The organism is Comamonas granuli NBRC 101663 (assembly GCF_000739995.1).
GTDB lineage: Bacteria > Pseudomonadota > Gammaproteobacteria > Burkholderiales > Burkholderiaceae_C > Simplicispira > Simplicispira granuli.
In genome coordinates this window covers 85,956-110,394 of the sequence record NZ_BBJX01000008.1, presented here as the reverse complement: position 1 = coordinate 110,394, position 24,439 = coordinate 85,956, and the positions used below count along the sequence as shown (strand labels likewise).

Below are 24,439 nucleotides of genomic sequence, written 5' to 3'. Positions count from 1 at the left end.
GCCGTCCGCGGCAGTATGGAGAGGACGAAAAATGGCTTGAGCGCCCGTCCAGCCAGCGCTGCAAGCTACATGGTTGATAGCAAATTGGCCACGGCGCGCGGGTAGATCACATGCTCCTGCGTGAGCACCCGGGCCGCCAGGGTGGCGGCCGTGTCGCCCGGCAGCACGGGAACCACGGCCTGCTCGACGATGGGGCCCACGTCCAGCTCGGCCGTGACCTGGTGCACCGTGCAGCCGGCGAACTTGCAGCCCGCGTCCAGGGCGCGCTGGTGCGTGTGCAGCCCGGTGAAGGCGGGCAGCAGCGAAGGATGAATGTTGAGCAGCCGCCCCGCGTAATGCGCCACGAAGCCCGGCGAGAGGATGCGCATGAAGCCGGCCAGCACGACGACGGCGGGGTCGTACCGGTCTATGACCTGCTGCAGCGCGGTGTCGAAGGCCTCGCGGCTGGCAAAGCCCTGGTGCTCCAGCACCTCGGTGGCGACGCCGTGCTCGCGCGCGAACACCAGCCCCTTGGCGTCGGCCTTGTTGCTCACCACGGCCGCCACGCGCGCGCCCAGGCGCTGGCCCCAGTGCTGCTGCTCGGCCGCGCGCACGATGGCCGCCATGTTGGAGCCGCCGCCAGAGATCAAAATCACGATGTTCTTCATTTGCCGCGATTATCCCTGCCATGCCTTTTGACCCCGCATCCCACCCCTTGAGCGCCCTGGAGGCCCGCGTGCTGGCCACGCTGATGGAAAAAGAGCGCACCGTGCCCGACAGCTACCCCCTCACGCTCAACGCCGTGACCACCGGCTGCAACCAGAAGACCGCGCGCGAGCCCGTCATGCAGGTCAGCGACGCGCAGGCGCAGGAGGCGCTCGACAGCCTGCGCCTGCGCTCGCTGGTGTGCGAGAGCAGCGGCGGGCGGGCCACGCGCTACGAGCACAACTTCCAGCGCGTGGTGGGCGTGCCCGAGCAGTCGGCGGCGCTGCTGGGCCTGCTCATGCTGCGCGGCCCGCAGACGGCGGGCGAGCTGCGCATCAACGCCGAGCGCTGGCACCGCTTTGCCGACATCTCCTCGGTCGAGGCCTTTCTGGACGAGCTGCGCGAGCGCAGCGCGGACAAGGGCGGCCCCCTGGTGGTGCTGCTGCCGCGCGCCCCGGGCACCCGCGAGCCGCGCTGGGCCCATCTGCTGTGCGGCCCCGTGGACATGCAGGCCCTGTCGGCCGCCGCAGCCGCATCCAGCCCCGGCGCCGCACCGGCCGGCGCGGCACTGCAGGCGCGTGTGGAGGCCCTGGAGGCCGACGTCGCCGCCCTGCAGGCCACGGTGCGCCGCCTGTGCGCCGAGTTGGGCGTGCCGCCGCAGGCCGAAGCGCCGTTGTCACCACCCGGACAGGACTAAAACGAACGGTCGTGCTACAAATACCGCTTCACTGGAGACAACCGCATGGATCTCGCATTCACCCCCGAAGAGCAGGCGTTCCGCGAAGAGGTACGCGCCTGGGTGCGCGCCCACCTGCCCGCGCACATCGCCCACAAAGTCCACAACGCCCTGCGCCTGACGCGCGAGGACATGCAGGGCTGGGCCAAGATACTCGGCAAAAAGGGCTGGCTGGCCTTTGGCTGGCCCCAGCAGTTCGGCGGCCCGGGCTGGACCGCCGTGCAAAAGCACCTGTTTGAAGAAGAATGCGCGCTGGCCGGCGCCCCGCGCATCGTGCCCTTCGGGCCGGTGATGGTGGCCCCGGTCATCATGGCCTATGGCACGCCCGAGCAGCAGCAGCGCTTCCTGCCCGGCATCGCCAGCGGCGAGGTCTGGTGGAGCCAGGGCTACAGCGAGCCCGGCTCGGGCTCCGACCTGGCCAGCGTCAAGACGCGCGCCGAGCGCGTGGGCGACAAGTACATCGTCAACGGCCAGAAGACCTGGACCACGCTGGGCCAGTATGGCGAGTGGATGTTCAACCTGGTGCGCACCAGCAACGAGGGCAAGCCGCAGACGGGTATCTCCTTCCTGCTGATCGACATGAAGAGCCCGGGCGTGACGGTGCGCCCCATCAAGCTGCTCGACGGCGAGTGCGAAGTCAACGAGGTGTTCTTCGACAACGTCGAAGTGCCGGTGGAAAACCTGGTCGGCGAGGAGAACAAGGGCTGGACCTACGCCAAGCACCTGCTCTCGCACGAGCGCACCAACATCGCCGACGTCAACCGCAGCAAGCGCGAGCTCGAGCGCTTGAAGCGCATCGCCAAGACCGAAGGTCTGTGGGACGACACGCGCTTTCGCGACCAGATCGCCCTGCTCGAAGTCGACATCGTGGCCCTGGAGATGCTGGTGCTGCGCGTGCTCTCCATGGAAAAGAGCGGCAAGAACCCGCTGGACATCGCCGGCCTGCTCAAGATCAAGGGCAGCGAGATCCAGCAGCGCTACTCCGAGCTGATGATGCTGGCTGCCGGGCCGTTTGCCCTGCCCTTCATCGAAGAGGCCATGGAGGCGGGCTGGCAAGGCGACTTCCCCGGCGGCGTGGTGGCCAACGCGCCCCTGGCATCGACCTACTTCAACCTGCGCAAGACCACCATCTATGGCGGCTCCAACGAAGTGCAGCGCAACATCGTCGCTCAAACCGTCTTGGGCTGATTTCGCGACAGGAGCCCCAGCAGGGCAGCATCAGGAGTAAGAACATGGATTTCGATTTTTCCGACGACCAGCAGTCCCTGCGCGATGCCGTGCGCAAGTGGGTGGGCAAGGGCTACAGCTTCGAGCGCCGGCGCGCCATCGTCGCCGCGGGCGGCTTTGACCGCGCAGCCTACGGCGAGCTGGCCGAACTGGGCCTGACCGCCCTCACGGTGCCCGAGCAGCACGACGGCCTGGGCCAGGGCGCGGTGGACGCCATGGTCGCCATGGAGGAGCTGGGCCGCGGCATCGTGCTCGAGCCGCTGGCGCAGACCTACGTGGCCACCCGCGTGCTGGCGCAGCATGCCCCCGCAGCCGTGCAGGCCGCCTGGCTGCCGCGCATGGCCAGCGGCGAGGCCCTGGTGGTGCTCGCCCACCAGGAGCGCAAGGCGCGCTACCGCCTCGACGTTTGCGAAGCAAAAGCGGTGCAAACGCCCGCAGGATATGCGCTGACAGCTAGCAAAAGCATAGTTCCCGCCGGTGACCAGGCCGACGCCTTCATCGTGCCCGCGCACTGGGACGGGCGCATCGCCCTGTTCCTCGTCGAGCGCGCCGCCAGCGGCGTGGCCGCGCGCGGCTACGGCACGCAGGACGGCAGCCGCGCCGCCGAGCTGGTGCTGGACCAGGCCCCCGCCACCCTGCTCACCACCGACGGCCTGGCCGCGCTGGAGCTGGCTGTGGACACCGGCATCGCCTGTGCCTGCGCCTACGCCGTGGGCGTGATGGACCAGACCGCCACCGTCACCTTCGACTACCTGAACCAGCGCAAGCAGTTCGGCGTGCCCATCGCCAGCTTCCAGGCCCTGCGCCACCGCGCGGCCGACGTGAAGATGCAGCTTGAACTGGCGCGCTCCATGAGCTACTACGCCAGCCTCAAGCTCGGCGCCCCCGCGGCCGAGCGCCGCCGCGCCCTGGCCCAGGCCAAGGTGCAACTGGGCCAGTCCATACGCTTCGTGGGCCAGCAGTGCGTGCAGATGCACGGCGGCATCGGCGTGACCGACGAGTACATCGTCAGCCACTACTTCAAGACGCTCACCCAGCTCGAAATGACCTGGGGCGACACCCTGCACCACCTGGGCGAGGTATCGGCACGCATGCAGGAGACGGCCGGCGTGTTTGCCTGACGGCGCGCCATGCCCCCACCAACGCGGCCCCCGGCCGCGTTTTTTCATGGATGCGCGCGCCCTGGGGGCGTCTCACCATCAATGCAACAGACGCGAAGACTTGGGCACATGCGCCATCAGGAATTGCATCTGGTCGGCCAGGATGCGCCGGTTGCGCAGGATGAAGTCCTCCCACAGGCTGGGCACATAGGGCGCGTACAGCAGGGGCATGTGCGCCTGCTCGGGCGTGCGCGGGCCCTTGCGGTGGTTGCACGGGCGGCAGGCCGTGACCACGTTCATCCAGTGGTCCCGCCCCCCCTTGGCGCAGGGGACGATGTGCTCGCGCGTGAGCAGCTCCTCGGGAAAATGCCCGCCGCAGTAGGCGCAGACCTGGCGGTCGCGCACGAAGAGCTTGCCGTTGGTGAGGCCGGGCTGCAGCTCGAAGGGGTTGATGACCGGCACACCGCGGGTGCCGATGATGCTGTTGACCGCGATCACCGACTGCCGCCCCGTGAGGGCGTTGTGCCCGCCGTGGAACACGGCGATCTCGCCCCCGGACTCCCAGCGCACCTCGCCGGCGGCGTAGTGCAGCACCGCCTGCTCCAGCGAAATCCACGCCTGGGGCAAGCCCTGGGCGGAGAGCTTCAAGACCTTCACGACACGCCTCCTCGTACAAGCCACGGGCAAGGAATCGATGCAAATGCCTGGCGCCGCGCCTGCCCGGACCGGGGGCCGGCGCGGCTGCGTCACAATATACGCTCATTTCCTGTCCCATCGATGTCCTGCGCTGCAGGGCCGCGCGCCAGGCGCTACAAAAAAGATACCGCCCCATGAAGATCTTCCGCGGATTCCGCCACCCGGACATCGCCCCCGCGTGCGCCCTCACCATCGGCAACTTCGACGGCGTGCACCGCGGGCACCAGGCGATGATCGCCCTGCTCAACAGCGAGGCGGCGCAGCGCGGCGTGCCCAGCTGCGCGCTCACCTTCGAGCCGCACCCGCGCGACTACTTCGCCCAGGCGCTGAACAAGCCCGAACTCGCCCCGGCGCGCATCGGCACGCTGCGCGACAAGCTCGCCGAGCTGGCGCGCTGCGGCGTGCAGCAGGCCGTGGTGCTGCCTTTCGATGCGCGCCTGGCCGCGCAGTCGCCGCAGGCCTTCATCGACGAGGTGCTGGTGCGCGGCCTGGGCGCGCGCTACGTGCTGGTGGGCGACGACTTCCGCTTCGGCGCGCAGCGCGCGGGCGACTATGGGCTGCTTGACGCCGCAGGGCAGGCCCAGGGCTTCGACGTGGCGCGCATGAACAGCTACGAGGTGCACGGCCTGCGCGTCTCCAGCTCCGAGGTGCGCGCCGCGCTGGCCGCCGGCCGCCTGCAGGACGCCGAGCAGTTGCTGGGCCGCCCCTACGCCATCAGCGGCCATGTGGTGCGCGGGCGCCGGCTGGGACGCAGCCTGGGCGAGGCCCGCCAGGGCGCGGGCGACGGCTTTCGCACCCTGAACCTGCGCTTTGCGCACTGGAAGCCCGCCGCCAGCGGCATCTTCGCCGTGTGGGTGCACGGCCTGCACGAGACGCCCCTGCCCGGCGTGGCCAACCTGGGGGTGCGCCCCTCGCTGGACGCGCGCGACGTCAACGGCGGCCGCGTGCTGCTGGAGACGCATTGCCTGGAGTGGCCGCGGCATCTGGGGCCCGAGGGGGGCTACGGTAAAATCATCCGCGTGGAACTGCTGCACAAACTGCACGACGAGTTGAAGTACGACAGCCTGGACGCCCTCACCCAAGGCATCGCCCGGGACTGTGCGGATGCGCGCGCCTGGTTCGCCGCCCACGCCGAAACCCGCCGCCAGACCACGCGCGACCGAATTTGACGGGGTCGCCTTCGCCCCGTCCGGCAGGCTCCGCCCTGCCCTCTCTGCATCCGTGTTGCCGGCCCGGCGCCCGCAACCCCCGATTGGAAGGTTTCACCATGTCCGAACCGACGAACGCCAAGAACGCCCCCGCGAGCGGCTACCGCGCCACGCTCAACATGCCCGACACGCCGTTCCCCATGCGCGGCGACCTGCCCAAGCGCGAGCCGCAATGGGCCCGGGAATGGGACGAGAAGGGCGTCTACAAGAAGCTGCGCGCCGCGCGCCGCGGCGCGCCGAAGTTCATCCTGCACGACGGCCCGCCCTACGCCAACGGGCAGATCCACATCGGCCACGCAGTGAACAAGGTCCTCAAGGACATGATCACCAAGGCGCGCCAGCTCGAGGGCTTCGACGCGCTCTACACCCCGGGCTGGGACTGCCACGGACTGCCGATCGAGAACGCCATCGAAAAGCTGCACGGCCGCAACCTGCCGCGCGACGAGATGCAAGCGCGCGGCCGCGCCTTCGCCACCGAGCAGATCGCCCAGCAGATGGCGGACTTCAAGCGCCTGGGCGTGCTCGGGGAGTGGGACAACCCCTACAAGACCATGAACTTCGCCAGCGAGGCGGGGCAATTGCGCGCGCTCAAGAAAGTCATGGAGCGTGGCTTCGTCTACCGCGGCCTCAAGCCCGTGTACTGGTGCTTTGACTGCGGCTCCTCGCTGGCCGAGTTCGAGATCGAATACCAGGACAAGAAGAGCCAGACGCTGGACGTTGCCTTCAAGGCGCACGACCGTCAGCAAGTATTTGACGCTTTTGGAGTTAAGGACTCATCAAAATATCAAGCCAAAGACATTTTTATCGTCATCTGGACTACTACAGCTTGGACCATCCCGGCAAACCAGGCCCTGAATCTGAATCCTGAACTTGAATACTCGCTGGTTGATACCGAACGTGGTCTTCTAATTCTTGCGTCATCGCTGGTCGCATCGTGCCTCTCAAGATACGAGCTTGACCAAGATGGAAAATTTGGCATCGTCGCCTACACCCAGGGCGAGAAGCTCGCGGGCATCGAGTTCGAGCACCCGTTGCACGACGTGCACGAGGGCTACAAGCGCCTCTCGCCCGTGTACCTGGCCGACTACGCCACGGCCAGCGACGGCACGGGTATCGTGCACTCCTCGCCTGCCTACGGCGTGGAAGACTTCAACTCCTGCGTGGCGCACGGCCTGGAGTACGACGACATCCTCAACCCCGTGCTGGGCAACGGCCGCTACGACGAATCGCTGGCCCTGTTCGGCGGCATGAACATCTGGAAGGCCTGCCCCATCATCATCGAGGCGCTGCAGGCCGCCGGGCGCCTGATGGGCACCACCACCATCACGCACAGCTACCCGCACTGCTGGCGCCACAAGTCGCCCGTGATCTACCGCGCCGCGGCGCAGTGGTTCGTGCGCATGGACGAGGGCGAAGGCGTGTTCACCGACCCGGCGCAAAAGCCCGCCCAGACGCTGCGCCAGATCGCGCTGCAGGCCATCGAGCACACGCATTTCTACCCCGAGAACGGCAAGGCGCGCCTGCGCGACATGATCGCCGGCCGGCCCGACTGGTGCATCTCGCGCCAGCGCTCCTGGGGCGTACCGCTGCCCTTCTTCCTGCACCAGGATTCGGGCGAGCTGCACCCGCGCACCATGGAGATCATCGACCAGGCGGCAGACATCGTCGAGCAGGGCGGCGTCGAGGCCTGGAGCCGCGTGCGCACCGAGGACATCCTGGGCGCGCAGGACGCCCAGGTCTACACCAAGAGCACCGACATCCTGGAGGTCTGGTTCGACTCCGGCTCCACCTTCTGGCATGTGCTGCGCGGCACGCACGCGGGCATGCACCACGACGAGGGCCCCGAGGCCGACCTCTACCTCGAAGGCCATGACCAGCACCGCGGCTGGTTCCACAGCTCGCTGCTGCTGGCCAGCGCCATCTTCGGCCGCGCACCCTACCGCGGCCTGCTCACGCACGGCTTCACGGTGGACGGCCAGGGCAAGAAGATGAGCAAGTCGCTGGGCAACACCGTCTCGCCGCAGGAGGTGAGCAACAAGCTCGGCGCCGAGATCATCCGCCTGTGGTGCGCCGCCACCGACTACTCGGGCGACCTGGCCATCGACGACAAGATCCTCGCGCGCGTGGTCGACGCCTACCGCCGCATCCGCAACACCCTGCGCTTTCTGCTGGCCAACGTGAGCGACTTCGACGCCGCGCAGGACGCCGTGCCCTTCACCGACATGCTGGAGATCGACCGCTGGGCGCTGGCGCGTGCGGCGCAGCTGCAGCAGGACATCCTGGCGCATTACCAGGTGTATGAATTCCACCCCGTGGTGGCCAAGCTGCAGCTCTATTGCTCCGAGGACCTGGGCGGCTTTTACCTGGACGTGCTCAAGGACCGCCTCTACACCACGGCCCCCAAGAGCCTGGCGCGGCGCAGCGCGCAGACCGCGCTGTACCAGATCACGCACGCCATGCTGCGCTGGATGGCGCCCTTCCTCTCCTTCACCGCCGAGGAGGCCTGGAAGGTGTTCGGCCACTCGGCGTCCATCTTCCTCGAAACCTTCCAGACCCTGCCCCAGGGCGACGAAGGCCTGCTGGCCAAGTGGGAGCGCATCCGCGCGCTGCGCGACGCCGTGAACAAGGAGATCGAGAACGTGCGCGCGGCCGGCACCGTGGGCTCCTCGCTGCAGGCCACGGTGCGCCTCACGGCGCCGCCGGAAGACCACGCCCTGCTCGCCAGCCTGGGCGCGGACCTGAAGTTCGTGTGCATTGTGTCCGCTATTGAATTGGTAGCTGGTGACGCTTTACAGATCAGCGTTTTAGCCAGTTCCGATACCAAATGCGAACGCTGCTGGCACTACAGCGCCGACGTGGGCCAGAGCGCCGCGCACCCGACGCTGTGCGGCCGCTGCGTGAGCAACCTGGAAGGCCCCGGCGAGAGCCGGACCTGCGCCTGAGCATGGCGCGCACCACCGCAGCGGGCGCACGCGCCAGCGTCTGGCCCTGGCTGGGCTGGGCGCTGCTCATCCTGCTCCTGGACCAGTTCACCAAGACACTGATCCTGGGCTACTACCAGCTCGGCGACGCCACGCACGTCACCAGCTTCTTCAATATCGTGCGCGCGCACAACACCGGGGCGGCGTTCTCCTTCCTGGCTTCGGCCGGAGGCTGGCAGCGCTGGCTGTTCACCGGCATCGGCGTGGCGGCGGCGGTGTTCATCGTCTGGCAATTGCGCCAGCACCCGGGGCAAAGGCTTTTTGCGTTCGCGCTCTCGAGCATCCTGGGCGGCGCCGTGGGCAATGTGCTGGACCGGCTGCTGCACGGCTACGTGGTGGACATGCTGGACTTCCACTGGGCCTTTCTGGCCGGCATGTTCCCGGGCGGGCATTTCCCGGCCTTCAACATCGCCGACGCGGGCATCACCGTGGGTGCGGCCTGCCTGGTGCTCGACGAGCTGCTGCGCGTGCGCGGCACACGCTGAGGCCGCACGCCCAACAACCCCAGGTCGTGTGCCAGCATAGGCGGCGCGCCGGGCAGGCACCGCCATTTACCGGTATGCTGTAAGGTTTTCCATCGCCAGCGCGCCCGCGGCCCTGTGGCCCGGCCCGCCCCCGTCCAGGAGACCCCGCACCCCCCATGAAGCACCTGCTCAACCTGTTGGCCGCCATTGCCCTGCTCGTCTGGGGCACCTACCTCGTGCGCACCGGCGTGCTGCGGGTGTTTGGCGCCAAGCTGCGCGGCCTGCTGGCGCGCAGCATGGGCAACCGCTTCACGGCCGCGCTCTCGGGCATCGGCGTGACCGCGCTGGTGCAGTCGAGCACGGCCACGGCCCTGATGACCTCGTCCTTCGTGGGCCAGGGCCTGATCACCCTGCCCGCGGCGCTGGCCGTCATGCGCGGGGCCGACGTGGGCACGGCGCTCATGGCGGTGCTGTTCTCCACCGACCTGTCCTGGCTCTCGCCGCTGTGCATCTTCGTGGGCGTGGTGCTGTTCCTGGCGCGCCAGGAGAGCACCACGGGGCGCGTGGGGCGCGTGCTCATCGGCCTGGGGCTGATCCTGCTGGCGCTGCGCCTGGTGATGGAGGCGAGCGAACCCCTGCTGGCCGCGCCCATGGTGCGCCAGCTCCTGGGCAGCATCACCAGCGACCTGCCCACCGAGCTGGCCGTGGGCGCCACGCTGGCCGTGGTCTCCTACTCCAGCCTGGCCGTGGTGCTGCTCATCGCGGCCATGGCGGCCGCGCATGTGGTGCCCATCGAGGTGGCCTTCGGCCTGGTGCTGGGCGCCAACCTGGGCAGCGGCCTGCTGGCCGTGCTGACCACGCTCAAGACCCCGGCCGAGGTGCGCCAGGTGACCCTGGGCAACATGGCCTTCAAGGTGCTGGGCGTGGCCCTGGTGGCGCCCTTCATCGGCCTGTGGCTGCGCCATGCGCACCCCCTGATCGGCGACGCCGCCGCCAGCGTGGTGCTGTTCCACCTGGGCTACAACGTGGTCATCAGCCTGGGCTTCATCGGCCTGACGCAATGGGTGGCGCAGGCCATGGCGCGACTCATCCCCGAGCAGGACCCGGCGCGCAAGAGCCCACTGCGCCCGCACCACCTGGACCCCTCGGCGCTGGCCATGCCCTCGCTGGCCATCTCCTGCGCCGCGCGCGAGGCCCTGCACCAGGCCGACCTGGTCGAGACCATGCTCGTGGGCATGCACACCGTCATCCGCACCGACGACCTCCAGCTCTCGGCCGAGCTGCGCCGGCTCGACGATTCGGTGGACGAGCTCTACTCGGCCATCAAGTACTACCTGACCAAGCTCTCGCGCGCCGAGCTCGACGAGCGCGAGGGCCGGCGCTGGACCGAGATCATCGGCTTCACCATCAACATGGAGCAGATCGGCGACATCATCGAGCGCGTGCTCATCGACATCGAAGACAAGAAGATCAAGAAGGGTTTTCAGTTCTCCGAGGCCGGCATGCAGGAGATCAGCGAGCTGCACGCCCGCCTGCAGGGCAATCTGCGCCTGGCCATGGGGGTGTTCCTGAGCGGCGATGTGCGCGACGCGCAGCGCCTGCTCGAAGAGAAGGTGCGTTTTCGCGACCTGGAGCGCGACTACGCCACGGCACACCTGGAGCGCCTGGCCGACCGCTCGGTGCAAAGCATAGAGACGAGCTCGCTGCACATCGACCTGCTGAGCGAGCTCAAGCGCATCAACTCGCTGCTGTGCTCCATGGCCTACCCCATCCTGGAGACCGCGGGCGTGCTCGCCCCCAGCCGCCTGCGCACCGAAGACGCCGCACCCGCGCGGCGCTCCGCGGGCGCACCGCGCCCGCCGGCCTGAGCCGCAGTCTCAGCCGCCGATGGCGTCCAGGGGCCAGCGCGGCTTGACGTCGAAGGCGTAGTCGCGGCGCGGCTGCTCCAGTCCGGCCTGCAGGCGCATGGCCGCGGCCAGCGCGATCATGGCGCCGTTGTCGGTGCACAGGTGCAGCTCGGGGTAGTGCACGCGCACGCCGCGCCGGGCGCAGGCCGCATCGAGCTGCTCGCGCAGCAGGCGGTTGGCGCCCACGCCGCCGGCCACCACGAGGCGCGCCAGGCCCGTGGCGTCCAGGGCCTTGAGCGATTTCTTCACCAACACCTCGACGATGGCCGCCTGCGTACTCGCCGCCAGGTCGGCGCGCGGCTGCTCGCAGGGCGCGCCCTCGATCTTGCGCGCCTGGGTGAGCACGGCCGTCTTGAGGCCGGCAAAGGAGAAGTCCAGGTTGCCGCTGTGCAGCAGCGGGCGCGGCAGCGCATAGGCCGTGGGGTCGCCAAACTCGGCCAGACGCGCCAGCGCCGGCCCGCCCGGATAGCCCAGGCCCAGCAGCTTGGCGGACTTGTCGAAGGCCTCGCCGGCCGCGTCGTCGATGGTTTCGCCCAGCAGGGTGTAGCGGCCCACGCCGTCCACACGCATGAGCTGGGTGTGCCCGCCCGACACCAGCAGGGCCACGAAGGGGAATTGCGGCGGATCGCTGCTCAGAAAGGGCGAGAGCAGATGCCCCTCGAGGTGGTGCACGCCCAGCACCGGCTTGCCCAGGGCGCAGGCCAGCGCCGCGGCTACGCCCGCCCCCACGAGCAGCGCGCCCGCCAGGCCGGGGCCGCGCGTGTAGGCCACCACGTCCACTTCGGCCAGCGTAGCGCCGGCCTCGGCCAGCACGGCGTCGGTGAGCGGCAGCACGCGGCGGATGTGGTCGCGGCTGGCCAGCTCGGGCACCACGCCGCCGTAGGGCTGGTGCATGTCGATCTGGCTGTGCAGGGCGTGCGCCAGCAGCGCGGGCACGCCCGCGCCCTGCGTGCGCACCAGCGCCACGCCGGTTTCATCGCACGAGGACTCTATGCCCAGCACGCACTGTTCTGCTTGTCCGACCATGGTGGCGCCCAGTGTAGGGCCTGCGCCCTTCCCGCATGCGGGAAGGGGTAAGCCGCAGAGTGCTTACTGTCCCAGGGCGCGCGGCTGCGCCGCGCCCAAGGCGGCGGCCGCGGACGGCTGCCCGCCCGCCGCCACGGGGGCTGCGGCCTGGGCAGTGCGCAGCTTGGCGCCGCGCTCGAGCTGGAAGGTGCCGGCCAAAGCGGCCAGGTGGCGGGCCTGGTCCTGCAGCGCGCTGGACGCGGCCGAGGTCTCCTCGACCAGGGCGGCGTTCTGCTGCGTCACGCCGTCCAGGTGCGCCACGGCCTGGTTGATCTGCGACAGGCCCAGGGACTGCTCGCGGCTGGCCGAGGCGATCTCGCCGACGATGTCGGCCACGCGCTGGATGCCGTCGACGATTTCCTGCATGGTGGCGCCGGCCTGGGCGACCTGCTCGGTGCCGATGCCGACCTTCTCCACCGAGTCGGTGATGAGCGCCTTGACCTCCTTGGCGGCCTCGGCGCTGCGCCCGGCCAGGGAGCGCACCTCGCTGGCCACCACGGCGAAGCCCCGCCCCTGCTCGCCCGCACGCGCCGCTTCCACGGCGGCATTGAGGGCCAGGATGTTGGTCTGGAAGGCGATGCCGTCGATCACGCCGATGATGTCCACGATCTTGCGCGAGGAGGTGTTGATGGCCTCCATGGTCTGCACCACCTGCCCCACCACGGCGCCGCCGCGGTGCACCACGCCCGTGGCCGCCGCGGCGAGCTGGCTGGCCTGGGCGGCGTTGTCGGCGTTGTGCTGTACGGTGCCCGAGAGCTGCTCCGTGGCCGAGGCCGTCTGCTCCAGCGCGCTGGCCTGCTGCTCGGTGCGCGAGGACAGGTCGAGCGTACCCGTGGCCACCTGCGTCGCGGCGCCGGCGATGGTGTCGGCACCCTCGTGCACCTGGCTGACGATGCGGTTGAGGTTGCTGCGCATGGTCTCCATCTGCGTGAGCATCACGCCGATCTCGTCCTTGCCCTCATGCGCGATGGGGTGGGCCAGGTCGCTGGCGGCAATGGCCGCAGCCGCGGCATTGGCCGCCCGAAAGCCGCGCACCATGCGCGCCAGCAGCAGGAAGCCCAGCGCCGACCCGGGCAGGCCCAGCAGGAAGGTGGCGATGAAGAAGATGATCAAACCGATGTCATAGCGCCGCTGGCCCTCCTTGTAGGACGCATCGGCGCGCTGCACCTGGTAATCGCGAAAGCGCTGCACGCTGCGGATCACCGCCTCGCCCTCGGTGCGCCCTGCGGCCAGGAAGGCGGCCATCACCTCCGGGCTGAACTGCCCGGCCTGCACGGCCTTGGTGGCCTCATCGAGCTTGGCCACCCAGGCGTTGCGTGCGGTATGGATGTCGGCCGCGATCTTCTTTTCCTCGGGGTCGGTGATGGCCGCATTGATGGACTGCACGGCCTGCAGCACCTTTTCGCGGTTGGCCGCCACGGCCGCCAGGTGCTCATCGACCGGATGCTGGTGGATGGCCGCCAATGGGCTGTCGGGCGCATGCTGGAACGCCAGCAGCACCTGCAGGCGGTTCTGCACCGTCAGATCGGCCAGGTCGTTGGCGCGCAGCGCCAAGGCCATGGAATGGTCATGCAGGGTCTTGAGGCTATCGCGCGCCGAATACAGGCCCCAGTAGCTGACCGCAATCACCGCCGCGCCCGACAGCCAGAAAAAGCTCAGTACCAGGATGAATCGCTGGGTGATCCGCAGGTTGTTCCACATAGCATCAAGGCAAAAGACTTATAAGTCTCAAATGGTAACCGCTGCCGTCCGCGCTCCGGACACCCCAGCGAGGCGCTGGGTCTTTGTGCGCAGCCGGCCCCGCCGGCGCAGGCGCGGGGGCATGGGACAATCGTCCCCCATGACTCCGGACCAGTACGTCGAGCAACAGGCCGCCGCCTCGGGCAGCAGTTTTTATTACGCCTTCCTGTTCCTGCCGCGGCCCCGGCGCGCGGCCATCACGGCCTTTTACGCCTTTTGCCGCGCCGTGGACGACGTGGTCGACGAAGTCGCCGACGCCAGTGTGGCGCAGCGCAAGCTGGCCTGGTGGCAGGGCGAAGTGGCCCAGGCCTTCCGCGGGCAGCCCACGCACCCGGTCACGCAGGCGCTGATGCCGCACGTGGACACCTACCAGATCGAGCCGCGCCACCTGCTGGCCGTCATCGAAGGCTGCCAGATGGACCTGGAGCAGACGCGCTACCTGGACTACCCCGGCCTGCAGCGCTACTGCCACCTGGTGGCCGGCGTGGTGGGCGAGGTGGCGGCGCGCATCTTCGGCCAGACGCAGGAGGCCACCACGCGCTACGCCCACACGCTGGGCCAGGCCCTGCAACTGACCAACATCATCCGCGACGTGGGCGAGGACGCCATGCGCGGGCGCATCTACCTGCCGGTGAACGAGCTGCAGCGCTTCGACGTGAAGGCGCACGAGATCCTGCAGCGCGAATACTCCGAGCGCTTCACCGCCCTGATGCGCTTCCAGGCCGAGCGCGCGCACCGCCTCTACGACGAGGCCCTGGCCCTGCTGCCCCTGGCCGACCGTCGCAGCCAGAAGCCCGGCCTGATGATGGCCAGCATCTACCGCACGCTGCTGCGCGAGATCGAGGACGAAGACTTCCAGGTGCTACACCAGCGCATCAGCCTCACGCCACTGCGCAAGTTCTGGCTGGCGTGGAAGATGCAGGCCCTCGGGCGCATGTGAGCGCAGGCACCATGCGCATTGCCCTCATCGGTGCCGGCTGGGCCGGCCTGGCTGCGGCCCTGGAGCTGGTCGCCGCCGGCCACCAGGTCCGCATCTTCGAAGCGGCCCGCAGCGTGGGCGGGCGCGCGCGCGGCCTGCCGCTTGCGCGGCCGGACGGCACGGCGCTGCTGCTGGACAACGGCCAGCACATCCTGATCGGCGCCTACACCGAGACCTTGCGCTGCATGCAACTGGCCGGCGTGGACGTGCCGGCCGCCCTGCTGCGCCTGCCGCTGGCCCTGTGCCAGCCCGGCGGCAGCGGTCTGCAACTGCCCAGCGCCCCGGCGCCCTGGAACGCCCTGTGGGGCATCGTGCGCGCGCGCGGCTGGCGCTGGAGCGACAAATGGGCGCTGCTGCGCACCGCCCGCGCCTGGCAGCGCGCGGGCTTTGCCTGTGCAGAGCACGCCAGCGTGGCCGACCTGTGCGCCGAGCTGCCCGCGCGGCTGCGCGAGGATTTCATCGACCCGCTGTGCGTGGCCGCGCTCAACACCCCGGCAGCGCAGGCCAGCGGCCAGGTGTTCCTGCGCGTGCTGCAGGACAGCCTGTTCGGCGCACGCGGCGGCAGCGACCTGCTGCTACCGCGCCAGGACCTGGGAGCGCTGTTCCCTGATGCCGCCGCACGCTGGCTGCAGGCGCGCGGCGCCCACCTGGAAACCGGGCGGCGCGTGCAGGCCCTGGCCGCCGCGCCCCAGGGCCAGGGCTGGCTGGTGGACGGCGCAGCCTTCGACGCCGTGCTGCTGGCCACCGCCAGCACCGAGGCAGCGCGGCTGGTCTCGCAGTGCGCGCAGACGGCGCCCGGCGCGCTCATCGTGCCGCTGTGCGACTGGGCTGGCGCCACCCAGGCGCTGCGCTTCGAGTCCATTGCCACGGTCTATGTGCAGGCCGTGCCGGGCGCCGGCGGGCGCACGCTGGCGCGGCCCATGCTGGCACTGCCCAGCCACGCCCAGGCGCCGGCGCAGTTCGTCTTCGACCGCGGCGTGCTGGGCGGGCCGCCGGGCCTGCTGGCCTTTGTCGTGAGCACCAGCCAGGGCGAGCGCGCACGGCTGGAGCACCAGGTGCTGGCCCAGGCGCGCAGCCAGCTCGCCCTGCTGCAGGCCGAGGTGGTGCAGACGGTGGTGGAAAAGCGCGCGACCTTCGCCTGCACCCCAGGCCTGCGCCGGCCCGGAGCGGCCATCGCCCCCGGCCTGTGGGCCTGCGGGGACTACATCGCCGGCCCCTACCCGGCGACGCTGGAAGGCGCGGTGCGCAGCGGCGTGCAGGCGGCGCGGGCACTTGCCGGGTGAAAGGGGACACCGGCACGCCGCGGCGCAGGCCTCTGCGCTCAGCGCTGCCGGTTGCCGCGCAGCATGGCGCGCATGTCCTGCAGCGAGACGGCGGACTCATCCGCCACCGGCACGCCCGGCTTGCGCGGCAGGGGCTTGTAGGCGTGGCCGTAGATGATCTCGAAGGTCAGCGCCAGTTGCCCGCCATGCTCGGGCCGCGCCAGGCGCTCGGTCAGGGCCTGCTCCAGGCGCTGCTTCCAGCGGCGTCCGCGCAGGCCGGCAAAGCGGCCGGGGTGCAGGTTGCCGCCGAGTTCGCGCAGCTCCTGCAGCAGGCGCGCGGCGCTGGGGAAGGTGAGCGTGATGTGCTCCATGTCCACCACGGGCTCGGCAAAGCCGTGTGCCAGCAGCATGTCGCCCCAGTCGTGCATGTCGGTGCAGGCATGGGCCGGCGGCGGCCAGCCCAGCGCGGCGTAGAGCGCGTGCAGCTCGCGCAGCGTATCGGGCCCCAGGCACGAGAACATGAGGTAGCCATCGGCGCTCAGCGCCTGCTGCCATTGGGCGATGAGCGCCTGCGGGTCGGCCGCCATGTGCAACTGCATGTTCGCCCAGAGCATTTGCACGGCGCCGGGGGCGGGCGCCTCGAAACGCACGGCGCCGCCCTTCCAGCGCTCTGCGCTCCACCACGCCGGAATCAGCGCCTGCGCGGCGAAGGCCTGGCGCCGGGGCGTGGTCTCGACCACGTGGCACGGCGCCTGCGGATAGCGCGCGCGCAGCAGGGCGTGCGCCTGCAGGCCGCCGCGCACCGGCTCCCAGTGGCACCAGGCCGCGGGCGCCTGGCGTATCCACTGCAGGCGCTGCTCCATGCGGCGCGCCACCTCCTCGTGCAGCCAGGGGGAGGTGGCGGGGGCAGCGCGGTGCCAGCGCAAGGCGGCAGCCGGGTCGATGGTGGGCGGTCGTTCGGTGGTCATGGGGGCACGGGGGGCGCAGCAGCGCCATGGTTTGCCCTATATTGGACACGATCATGCATACCCCTGATGCCCATGGGTGGCGCGCTGCCGGGCAGCGCGTGCTGGCGCACCTGCCGAGCCAATGCGCCATCTGCCGCGCCTGGCCGGCACAGCGCGTGTGCGATGCCTGCGCGGCCCGCTTTGCGCAGCCGCGGCCGCGCTGCACGGGCTGCGCCCTGCCCCTGCCGGCGCCCGGCCTGCGCTGCGGCGCCTGCCTGCAGGCCCCGCTGGCGCTGCAGACCTGCGTGGCCGCCGTGGACTACGCCTGGCCTTGGGACGGCATCCTCGCGCAGTTCAAGTTCCACGCCGACCCGGGCTGGGCGGCCATGCTCGCGGGGCTGATGGCCAGCACGCCCTGGGCCGGGCCGCTGCTGGACGCCGCCGATGTGCTGGTGCCCGTGCCGCTGTCGCGCGAACGCCTGCGCGCACGCGGCTTCAACCAGTCGCTGCTGCTGGCGCGCCAGCTGGGCGCGCGCAAGACCGATGCCGCCCTGCTGCTGCGCCTGCACGACACCCCGGCGCAAAGCGGCCTGGCGCGAGCGCAGCGCCTGCGCAACCTGGCCGGAGCGCTGGCCGTGGAGCCGCTGCGTGCCCCTGCGCTGCAAGGCCGCCAGGTGCTGCTGGTGGACGACGTGATGACCACGGGCGCCACGCTGCAGGCGGCCGCGCTGGCGCTGCGCCAGGCGGGGGCGGCGCAGGTTTCGGCCCTGGTGCTGGCGCGCACGCCGCCGGCCGGGGCGGACTGAGACAATACGCGGCATGTTCCACATCGTTCTGGTCGAACCCGAGATCCCGCCCAACACGGGCAATGTGATCCGCCTCGCGGCAAACACGGGCTGCACGCTGCACCTGGTCGAGCCGCTGGGCTTTTCCATGGAAGACCGCCTGATGCGCCGCGCCGGGCTGGACTACCACGAGTACGCCACGGTGCTGCGCCACGCCGACTGGAACGCCCTGCTGCAGTCGCAGCAGCCCGAGCGCGCGCGCATGTTCGCCCTGACGACCCAGGGCACGGGCCAGGTCTACGGCACGCGCTTTGCGCCGGGAGACTGGCTGGTGTTTGGCGCCGAGTCGCGCGGGCTGCCGCCGGCGCTGCAGGCGGCGTTTGCGCCGCAGCAGCAGTTGCGCCTGCCCATGCAGCCGGGCCAGCGCAGCCTCAACCTGTCCAACGCCGTGGCGGTGACGGTGTTCGAGGCCTGGCGCCAGAACGGCTTTGCCGGCGCGGCCTGAGCCTCATCCGGCCGGCGCCGCCGCGACGCGCCGCTGCGCCACGGCCTGGGGCACCTGCTCGGTGACGAAATCGAGAAAGGCCTTGGTGCGCGCGGGCACCATGCGCCGCGTGGGCAGGGCCGCGTACACGGTGTAGCGCGCGAACATCCAGTCGGGCAGCAGGTGCACCAGCGCGCCGCTGGCCAGGTAGGGCTCGACCAGCAGGCGCGCCATCACCGCCACGCCCACGCCGTCGAGCGCGGCGCGCAGCAGCAGCTCGGTGCTCACGGACTGCAGCACCACCTGCGGCATGTCCACCTCCTGCGCCGGGTGTGCGCCCTGCACGTGGCGCAGGTGGAGCTTGCGGCCGAACTGCGTGCGCGCCGCCACGCCGCTGTCGCGCAGGTACTGGTGCCGGGCCAGCTCGGCCGGCGTGCCCGGCAGCCCGGCGTGCTGCAGGTAGGCAGGCGCGGCCACGACGATGGCCTCGCCCTGGAACAGCGGGCGCGCGACGATGTTGCCGTCATAGTCCTCGGGCACGACCATGAAGGTGAGGTCGAACTCCTCCACACGCGCCGTGGCCTGGTTGTCGGTGGCGATGTCCAGCAGCAGGCGCGGGTAGCGCGCCCGCCACGGCGCCACCAGCGGCGCGAGGAAGTGCGTGGCGAGCACCGGCGTGGCCAGCACGTGCAGGTGGCCGCGCAGCTCGCGCGCGCTGGCCGCGGCGCTGGCCTCGGCGTCGTCGATGTCGAAAAGGATGGCGCGCACGCGCTCGAGGTAGCGCTGGCCCGCGTCGGTGAGCGCCAGCTTGCGCGTGGTGCGCTGCAGCAGGCGCGTGCCCAGGTGCTGCTCCAGGTCGGCCACCAGGCGCGTGACCACGGGCGGCGACATGTCGAGCGCGCGCGCCGCCGCGGCAAAGCTGCCCTCGTCCACGACGCGGGCGAACACCCGCATGGCCTGCAGGCGGTCCATGGCTCAGGCCCCCGCGGCCGCGGTGTGCGGCAGAGGCGTCAGGCGGGCGCGCCGTAGACGCGCGAGAGCGATTCGGCCACGCAGGCGGGCTTTTCCGAGCCCTCGCGCTCCACGGTCACCAGCCACTGCAGTTGCAGGCCGTCGGGCGGCAGCGACTCGGTGGCCTGCAGCAGCAGGCGCGCACGCAGGCGGCTGCCCACGGGCACCGGCGCGGTGAAGCGCACGCGGTTGAGACCGTAGTTCACGCCCATGCGCGCGCCCTCGATGTGGATGCCCATCTCGAAGAAGCGCGGAATCAGCGACAGCGTGAGAAAACCATGCGCAATGGGCGCGCCGAACGGCCCGGCCTTGGCGCGCTCGGGGTCCACATGGATCCACTGGTGGTCGCCCGTCGCCTCGGCAAACTGGTTGACCTGCTCTTGCGTGATGGTGATCCAGTCGGTGACGGCCACTTCCTGGCCTACGCTGGCGCTGACTTCGGAGTAGGAGCGAAAGGTTTTCATGCGGCCAATGTAGCGCCGCCCCCGCGCCCCGCTTGTCGGGCAGGTGACAGCGCCTCATGCGTCCAGCCACTGGCCAATGCCCTGCCACTGCTCCAGGTCGCGCGCCACGCGGCCCGGCGCCAGGTCGAACAGCGTGAGGCCGTGCGCCGCGAGCTGCACGTAGTTCTGCGTGCTGCGCAGCGCCCCCAGCACGGGCAGGCCCAGGGTGGAGACGAAATGCTGCCACTGCTCGGCCGCGCGCGTGCGCTCATCCACGCGCATGCCCACGATGCCCACCTGCAGGCGCCCGGCGCGGCGGTGCGCGGCCAGCTCATCGAGGAAGGCGCGCGTGGCGTAGATGTCGAACAGGCTGGGCTGCAGCGGCACGATGACCTTGTCGGCGAGCTTGAGCGCGTCGCTCAGGCGCCAGCCCTGCAGGCCTGCGGGGGTGTCGAGCACGGCGTGCGTGCAGGCGCGCGGCGGCCGCGTGATGAGGTCGGCCCCCGCATCCCACAGCGCAATGGCACGCGCCTGCGGCGGGCGCAGGCCCAGCCACAGGCGGGAGGACTGCTGGCGGTCGGCATCGCCCAGGGCGACCGCATGGCCCTGGCGCGCCCAGTAGCCGGCCGCCTGCGTGGCCAGCGTGGACTTGCCCACACCCCCCTTGGGATTGGCGACGACGAGCACCGGCATGGTTCACCTCCTGGCGCCAGCGCGCCACTGTGCATCAAACAGGCCTCTAACGCTTACCCAGCAAGCGCCAGCAGCTATCCAACCTATAGCATTCAAACACTTTGCGCACTGCGCCGCACAAAGAACAGCCCGGCCCCCACGGCCATGAGCAGGCCGCCGAAGACGCGGTTCTGCATGCGCAGCGCCCGCGCGCTCTGCAGGAAGCGGCGCAACTGGCTGGCGCCCGCGGCATAGCCGTGCATGACCACCACGTCCACCGCCACGGAGGTGGCCGCGAGCACCAGGAGCTGCGTCCACAGCGGGCGCGCGGGCGTCAGGAACTGGGGCAGCACGGCGACCATGAAGACGATGCTCTTGGGGTTGGTGGCGTTCGTCAGAAAGCCCGTGAGGCAGCGCCGCTGCCAGGTGCCGCTGCCGTCCTCCCCCTGCGCCTGCTGCGGCGCGGCGGCGCCTGCGCGCCATTGGCTCAGGCCCACCCAGATGAGGTAGCACGCGCCCAGAACCTTGACCACGCCGAAGGCCGTCTCCGACGCCAGCAGCAAGGAGCCCACGCCGGCCCCGGCGATCACCAGCACCAGCAACAGGCCGAGCTGCAGGCCCAGGATGGTGGCCCCGGTCTTGCGCACGCCGTAGTTCAGGCCATGGCTCATGGAAAGCACGGCCCCCGAGCCGGGCGAAACCGCGATCAGGCAGGAAGCGGCGAGAAATGCGAGCCAGGTATGGAGGTCCATGGTGTACGCGGGAAATGCGATGCTGCGAGCCGGACATCTTAGCAACCCCGCCCCGCGCGTGCTGCAACGCACTACACTGCCCGCATGTTCCAGCCCAGCCAAGCCGACGTCCGCCGCTTCTTCTGTGCCACACACGCCAAGGCACTGGCGGGCAGCCCCATGGAGGCCATAGAAACCCTGGCCAGCCTGTGGATCGCCGAGCACCCCGAGTACCACGCCGAGCTGGCCGACGTGGACGCCGCCCTGGCGCGCAACTACGACGAGGCGCCGGGCCGCACCAACCCGTTCCTGCACCTGTCCATGCACCTGTCGATCAGCGAGCAGTGCAGCATCGACCAGCCGCGCGGCATCCGCCAGGCGGTGGAATTGCTCGCCAGAAGGCTGGATTCACTGCACGACGCGCACCACGCGGCCATGGACTGCCTGGGCCAGATGCTCTGGGAGGCCCAGCGCGCCGGGCGCGCGCCCGACGGCGAGGCCTACGTGGCGCAGGTGCAACGCCTGGCCACGCGGGACTGAAACGCTATTCTTTCAATAGCTGCTGGCGCCCTGTCTGCGGGCGCCACAGGCCTCAAAACCGCGTATCAGCGATCTGGGGCACTGCACCCCACCCACGCGGCATGAAACGGGCCCAGGCCAGGGCAAGCCCGCCGCGAAGGCTGCGTTCCCCTGCGCGCAGCGCCTGAAGGGCGGTGCGCTTGCTTTCAGCGGAAACGCGACTGCGGCACCACGCGCAGATCGCCGTCGAGCTTGCCGATGTACTGCGCCAGGGCCTTGAGTTCGGCGTGGGTGAACTGCGACGCCACCCCGCCCATGACCGGGTTGCCGCGCCCCACGTAGTGCTGGCCGGGCTGGGCCTGGTAGGACTTGAGCGCCACGTACAGGTAGTCCGCGTGCTGGCCAGCGATCTTGGGGTAGGAGGGGTCGATGGGCTTGGCGAAGTTGTCGCCATGGCAGGAGACGCAGGCGCCCTTTTGCAGCAGCGCCGCCACCTGCGGGCTGGGCTGGCGGCTGGGGGTGGCGGGCGGCTCGGCGCCCTGGCCCTGCTGGGCGTAGAAGGCCGCCAGGTCGGCGATGTCCTGCGCGCTCAGGCTCACGGAGATGCCGCGCATGGTGGGGTGCTTGCGCTCGCCCTTCTGGTAGGCCTGCAGCGCGGCCACGAGGTAGCCGGCGTTCTGCCCGGAGATCATGGGCACACGGTGCACCTCGGGAAAGCTGGACTGGTAGCCCACAATGCCGTGGCAGCCGATGCACATGGCGTTTTTCTGCTCGCCAGCCTGGGCGTTGCCCGCGATGTCCTGGGCATGGGTGGCGGCGGTCCCGCATGCGACAGCCAGAGCGGCCAACGTGAGAAGCGTCTTTTTCATTTTGCGAGCACAATCTTCGTGGATGGAAACCCCGGGGCCGTGCCCTGGAGTCGCGGCGCTGCAAAGATTATAGCCAGCACTTGTCAAGTCTATTTGTCAACGAAACTGCATTAAATTTCATGAAATTCCAAGGCTCCCAGAATTACGTCGCCACCCAGGACCTGATGCTGGCGGTCAACGCCGCCATCACGCTCAAGCGCCCCCTGCTCGTCAAGGGCGAGCCCGGCACGGGCAAGACCATGCTGGCCGAGGAAGTGGCCCAGGCGCTGGACATGCCGCTCCTGCAGTGGCACATCAAGTCCACCACCAAGGCGCAGCAGGGCCTGTACGAATACGACGCGGTGAGCCGCCTGCGTGACAGCCAGTTGAACGACGAACACAGCAGCGAGCGCGTCAAGGACATCCGCAACTACATCGTGCAGGGCGTGCTGTGGCAGGCGTTCACGGCCGAGCGGCCCGTGGCGCTCTTGATCGACGAGATCGACAAGGCCGACATCGAATTCCCCAACGACCTGCTGCGCGAGCTCGACCGCATGGAGTTCTACTGCTACGAGACGCGCGAGCTCATCCGTGCCAAGCACCGCCCGCTGGTGTTCATCACCTCGAACAACGAGAAGGAGCTGCCCGACGCCTTCCTGCGCCGCTGCTTCTTCCACTTCATCAAGTTCCCCGAGGCCGACACCATGCGCCAGATCGTGGACGTGCACTTCCCCACGCTCAAGAGCGAGCTGCTGAGCGCGGCCATGAAGACCTTCTACGACGTGCGCAACCTGCCGGGCCTGAAGAAAAAGCCCTCCACCAGCGAGCTGCTCGACTGGCTCAAGCTGCTGGTGGCCGAGGACATCCCGCCCGAGGCGCTGCACAGCGGTGACCAGAAGATCGTCGTGCCGCCGCTGGTGGGCGCGCTGCTCAAGAACGAGCAGGACGTGAGCCTGTTCGAGAAGCTGGTCTTCATGAACCAGAGGAATCGATGACCCCCACGCTCCGCCGTTGCACGGGTCGCTGCCCCCCAGGGGGGCTGGCCCGCCTTGGGGCGGCCCGGCGGCGGGCCGGCCGCAAACCTGGACTGATCCCATGACCACAGCAAACCGATTATTGATGGAAGGCCTCACCGACGCCGCAGGCTTCCTGGGCGGCGCCCTGGCGGGCTACTGGCTGGGCCTGTTGCTGGGCCTGGACATCTTCCACGAAGGCTACGGCACGGCCAGCCTGCTGGGCATCGTGCTCGTGGGCCTGGGCGGCGGCGGCGGGCTGCAGGCGGCGCGCCGCTGGCGCGCCGCGCGCAAGCCGCAGGACGCGGAGTAACCGCCATGGCCTTTGTCGAGCCCGTCGTGCTGCAGGACCGCGGCGTGCGCCTGGAGCCCCTGGCCCTGGCGCACGAGGCGGGCCTGGCCGCCGCCGCCGCCGATGGCGCGCTGTGGCGGCTGCGCGTCACCTCCGTGCCCGAACCGCAGGACACGCGCGCCTACATCGAGACGGCGCTGGCCATGCGCGAGCAGGGCAGCCGCTTCGCCTTTGCCGTGCTCGACGCCGCCACGGGCCGCGTGCTGGGCACGACGAGCTACCACGACATCCTCCCCGCCGTGCGCCGCGTGGAGATCGGCTACACCTGGTACGCCGCGAGCGTGCAGCGCACGCATGTGAACACCACGGCCAAGCTGCTGCTGCTGGGCCATGCGTTTGACACGCTGCAATGCCATGTGGTGGGCTGGCGCACGGACAACTTCAACTTCGCCTCGCAGCGCGCCATCGAGCGCCTGGGCGCGCGCAAGGACGGCGTGATCCGCGGCCATGCGCTGCGCCGCGACGGCACCATCCGCGACACCGTGATGTACAGCATGCGCGCCGGCGAATGGCCCGAGGCCCGCGCGCAGCTGCTCTATCTTTTGCAGCGCCATACGCAGGATGGACGGGCGCTGGAGACCTGAA

The 24,439-nt window shown here is 70.0% G+C and carries 25 protein-coding genes; 15 read left to right on the top strand and 10 right to left on the bottom strand.

Going from position 1 to position 24,439, the window contains the following annotated elements:
• Positions 1 to 65: 65 nt before the first annotated feature.
• Positions 66 to 647 carry a phosphoribosylglycinamide formyltransferase gene (gene purN, locus CGR01S_RS10065; protein WP_042426108.1) on the bottom strand — a complete coding sequence of 194 codons (582 nt, stop codon included), beginning with the start codon at positions 645 to 647 and terminating at the stop codon, positions 66 to 68.
• Positions 648 to 667: 20 nt separating this feature from the next.
• Here purN and CGR01S_RS10060 point away from each other — a divergent pair, with 20 nt between their 5' ends.
• The 3 genes from CGR01S_RS10060 to CGR01S_RS10050 are packed head-to-tail and all read left to right on the top strand — an operon-like array spanning position 668 to position 3,768.
• Positions 668 to 1,381: a YceH family protein gene (locus CGR01S_RS10060; RefSeq protein WP_042426106.1), complete on the top strand. Its 714-nt coding sequence runs from the start codon at positions 668 to 670 to the stop codon at positions 1,379 to 1,381.
• A gap of 45 nt (positions 1,382 to 1,426) precedes the next feature.
• Positions 1,427 to 2,608 carry an acyl-CoA dehydrogenase family protein gene (locus tag CGR01S_RS10055; protein WP_042426104.1) on the top strand — a complete coding sequence of 394 codons (1,182 nt, stop codon included), beginning with the start codon at positions 1,427 to 1,429 and terminating at the stop codon, positions 2,606 to 2,608.
• A 44-nt stretch (positions 2,609 to 2,652) separates the two neighbouring features.
• Positions 2,653 to 3,768: an acyl-CoA dehydrogenase family protein gene (locus CGR01S_RS10050; RefSeq protein WP_042426101.1), complete on the top strand. Its 1,116-nt coding sequence runs from the start codon at positions 2,653 to 2,655 to the stop codon at positions 3,766 to 3,768.
• 78 nt (positions 3,769 to 3,846) lie between these two features.
• Here CGR01S_RS10050 and CGR01S_RS10045 read toward each other — a convergent pair whose 3' ends face one another.
• A complete protein-coding gene (locus tag CGR01S_RS10045; RefSeq protein WP_042426098.1) occupies positions 3,847 to 4,404 on the bottom strand; it encodes an HNH endonuclease in 558 nt (185 codons plus the stop codon).
• Between the two features lie 173 nt (positions 4,405 to 4,577).
• Here CGR01S_RS10045 and CGR01S_RS10040 point away from each other — a divergent pair, with 173 nt between their 5' ends.
• From CGR01S_RS10040 to CGR01S_RS10025, 4 genes are all read left to right on the top strand, one after another.
• Positions 4,578 to 5,612, top strand: a complete 1,035-nt coding sequence (locus tag CGR01S_RS10040) for a bifunctional riboflavin kinase/FAD synthetase (RefSeq protein ID WP_042426094.1) — start codon at positions 4,578 to 4,580, stop codon at positions 5,610 to 5,612.
• Positions 5,613 to 5,710: 98 nt separating this feature from the next.
• Entirely contained in the window at positions 5,711 to 8,593 is a 2,883-nt protein-coding gene (gene ileS, locus CGR01S_RS10035; protein WP_042426092.1) for an isoleucine--tRNA ligase, read from the top strand.
• Between the two features lie 2 nt (positions 8,594 to 8,595).
• A complete protein-coding gene (lspA, locus tag CGR01S_RS10030) occupies positions 8,596 to 9,117 on the top strand; it encodes a signal peptidase II (protein ID WP_042426090.1) in 522 nt (173 codons plus the stop codon).
• Positions 9,118 to 9,272: 155 nt separating this feature from the next.
• Positions 9,273 to 10,964 carry a Na/Pi cotransporter family protein gene (locus CGR01S_RS10025; RefSeq protein ID WP_042426086.1) on the top strand — a complete coding sequence of 564 codons (1,692 nt, stop codon included), beginning with the start codon at positions 9,273 to 9,275 and terminating at the stop codon, positions 10,962 to 10,964.
• A gap of 9 nt (positions 10,965 to 10,973) precedes the next feature.
• Here the strand turns inward: CGR01S_RS10025 and tsaD are convergent, their stop codons facing one another.
• On the bottom strand, positions 10,974 to 12,029 hold the full coding sequence (tsaD, locus tag CGR01S_RS10020) for a tRNA (adenosine(37)-N6)-threonylcarbamoyltransferase complex transferase subunit TsaD (RefSeq protein ID WP_042426083.1): 1,056 nt from the start codon (positions 12,027 to 12,029) through the stop codon (positions 10,974 to 10,976).
• Between the two features lie 63 nt (positions 12,030 to 12,092).
• Complete coding sequence (locus CGR01S_RS10015) at positions 12,093 to 13,769, bottom strand: methyl-accepting chemotaxis protein (protein ID WP_042426078.1); 1,677 nt, start codon at positions 13,767 to 13,769, stop codon at positions 12,093 to 12,095.
• A gap of 139 nt (positions 13,770 to 13,908) precedes the next feature.
• On the opposite strand from CGR01S_RS10015, the gene hpnD reads away from it, so the two are divergent.
• The gene (gene hpnD, locus CGR01S_RS10010) at positions 13,909 to 14,748 is read left to right on the top strand and encodes a presqualene diphosphate synthase HpnD (protein ID WP_042426075.1); all 840 of its coding nucleotides are present in this window, start codon (positions 13,909 to 13,911) and stop codon (positions 14,746 to 14,748) included.
• A gap of 11 nt (positions 14,749 to 14,759) precedes the next feature.
• Complete coding sequence (hpnE, locus tag CGR01S_RS10005; RefSeq protein ID WP_042426072.1) at positions 14,760 to 16,070, top strand: hydroxysqualene dehydroxylase HpnE; 1,311 nt, start codon at positions 14,760 to 14,762, stop codon at positions 16,068 to 16,070.
• 38 nt (positions 16,071 to 16,108) lie between these two features.
• Here hpnE and CGR01S_RS10000 read toward each other — a convergent pair whose 3' ends face one another.
• Positions 16,109 to 17,017 (bottom strand): class I SAM-dependent methyltransferase, encoded by a 909-nt coding sequence (locus CGR01S_RS10000; protein ID WP_042426069.1) that lies wholly within the window; start codon positions 17,015 to 17,017, stop codon positions 16,109 to 16,111.
• A 53-nt stretch (positions 17,018 to 17,070) separates the two neighbouring features.
• Between CGR01S_RS10000 and CGR01S_RS09995 the strand changes: the two genes are divergently transcribed.
• Together CGR01S_RS09995 and trmL are read left to right on the top strand one after the other, a co-directional pair.
• On the top strand, positions 17,071 to 17,802 hold the full coding sequence (locus CGR01S_RS09995) for a ComF family protein (protein ID WP_042426329.1): 732 nt from the start codon (positions 17,071 to 17,073) through the stop codon (positions 17,800 to 17,802).
• 13 nt (positions 17,803 to 17,815) lie between these two features.
• On the top strand, positions 17,816 to 18,286 hold the full coding sequence (trmL, locus tag CGR01S_RS09990; protein WP_042426066.1) for a tRNA (uridine(34)/cytosine(34)/5-carboxymethylaminomethyluridine(34)-2'-O)-methyltransferase TrmL: 471 nt from the start codon (positions 17,816 to 17,818) through the stop codon (positions 18,284 to 18,286).
• A 3-nt stretch (positions 18,287 to 18,289) separates the two neighbouring features.
• Here the strand turns inward: trmL and CGR01S_RS09985 are convergent, their stop codons facing one another.
• From CGR01S_RS09985 to CGR01S_RS09970, 4 genes are all read right to left on the bottom strand, one after another.
• Positions 18,290 to 19,237 (bottom strand): LysR family transcriptional regulator, encoded by a 948-nt coding sequence (locus tag CGR01S_RS09985; RefSeq protein WP_042426062.1) that lies wholly within the window; start codon positions 19,235 to 19,237, stop codon positions 18,290 to 18,292.
• A gap of 38 nt (positions 19,238 to 19,275) precedes the next feature.
• A complete protein-coding gene (locus CGR01S_RS09980) occupies positions 19,276 to 19,740 on the bottom strand; it encodes a MaoC family dehydratase (RefSeq protein WP_042426058.1) in 465 nt (154 codons plus the stop codon).
• A gap of 54 nt (positions 19,741 to 19,794) precedes the next feature.
• Positions 19,795 to 20,412 (bottom strand): nucleotide-binding protein, encoded by a 618-nt coding sequence (locus CGR01S_RS09975; protein ID WP_042426055.1) that lies wholly within the window; start codon positions 20,410 to 20,412, stop codon positions 19,795 to 19,797.
• A gap of 92 nt (positions 20,413 to 20,504) precedes the next feature.
• A complete protein-coding gene (locus tag CGR01S_RS09970; RefSeq protein WP_042426052.1) occupies positions 20,505 to 21,143 on the bottom strand; it encodes a LysE family transporter in 639 nt (212 codons plus the stop codon).
• Between the two features lie 84 nt (positions 21,144 to 21,227).
• On the opposite strand from CGR01S_RS09970, the gene CGR01S_RS09965 reads away from it, so the two are divergent.
• Positions 21,228 to 21,662, top strand: coding sequence for a DUF1841 family protein (locus CGR01S_RS09965; protein WP_042426049.1), 435 nt, complete (start codon positions 21,228 to 21,230; stop codon positions 21,660 to 21,662).
• 185 nt (positions 21,663 to 21,847) lie between these two features.
• On the opposite strand, the gene CGR01S_RS09960 is transcribed toward CGR01S_RS09965, so the two are convergent.
• A complete protein-coding gene (locus tag CGR01S_RS09960; RefSeq protein WP_042426046.1) occupies positions 21,848 to 22,510 on the bottom strand; it encodes a c-type cytochrome in 663 nt (220 codons plus the stop codon).
• Positions 22,511 to 22,629: 119 nt separating this feature from the next.
• On the opposite strand from CGR01S_RS09960, the gene CGR01S_RS09955 reads away from it, so the two are divergent.
• The 3 genes from CGR01S_RS09955 to CGR01S_RS09945 all read left to right on the top strand — a co-directional run bounded on the left by CGR01S_RS09955 (position 22,630) and on the right by CGR01S_RS09945 (position 24,438).
• Complete coding sequence (locus CGR01S_RS09955) at positions 22,630 to 23,484, top strand: AAA family ATPase (RefSeq protein WP_042426043.1); 855 nt, start codon at positions 22,630 to 22,632, stop codon at positions 23,482 to 23,484.
• A 100-nt stretch (positions 23,485 to 23,584) separates the two neighbouring features.
• The gene (locus tag CGR01S_RS09950) at positions 23,585 to 23,815 is read left to right on the top strand and encodes a hypothetical protein (RefSeq protein ID WP_042426040.1); all 231 of its coding nucleotides are present in this window, start codon (positions 23,585 to 23,587) and stop codon (positions 23,813 to 23,815) included.
• 5 nt (positions 23,816 to 23,820) lie between these two features.
• The gene (locus CGR01S_RS09945; RefSeq protein ID WP_042426037.1) at positions 23,821 to 24,438 is read left to right on the top strand and encodes a GNAT family N-acetyltransferase; all 618 of its coding nucleotides are present in this window, start codon (positions 23,821 to 23,823) and stop codon (positions 24,436 to 24,438) included.
• The last annotated feature ends 1 nt before the right edge of the window (position 24,439 follow it).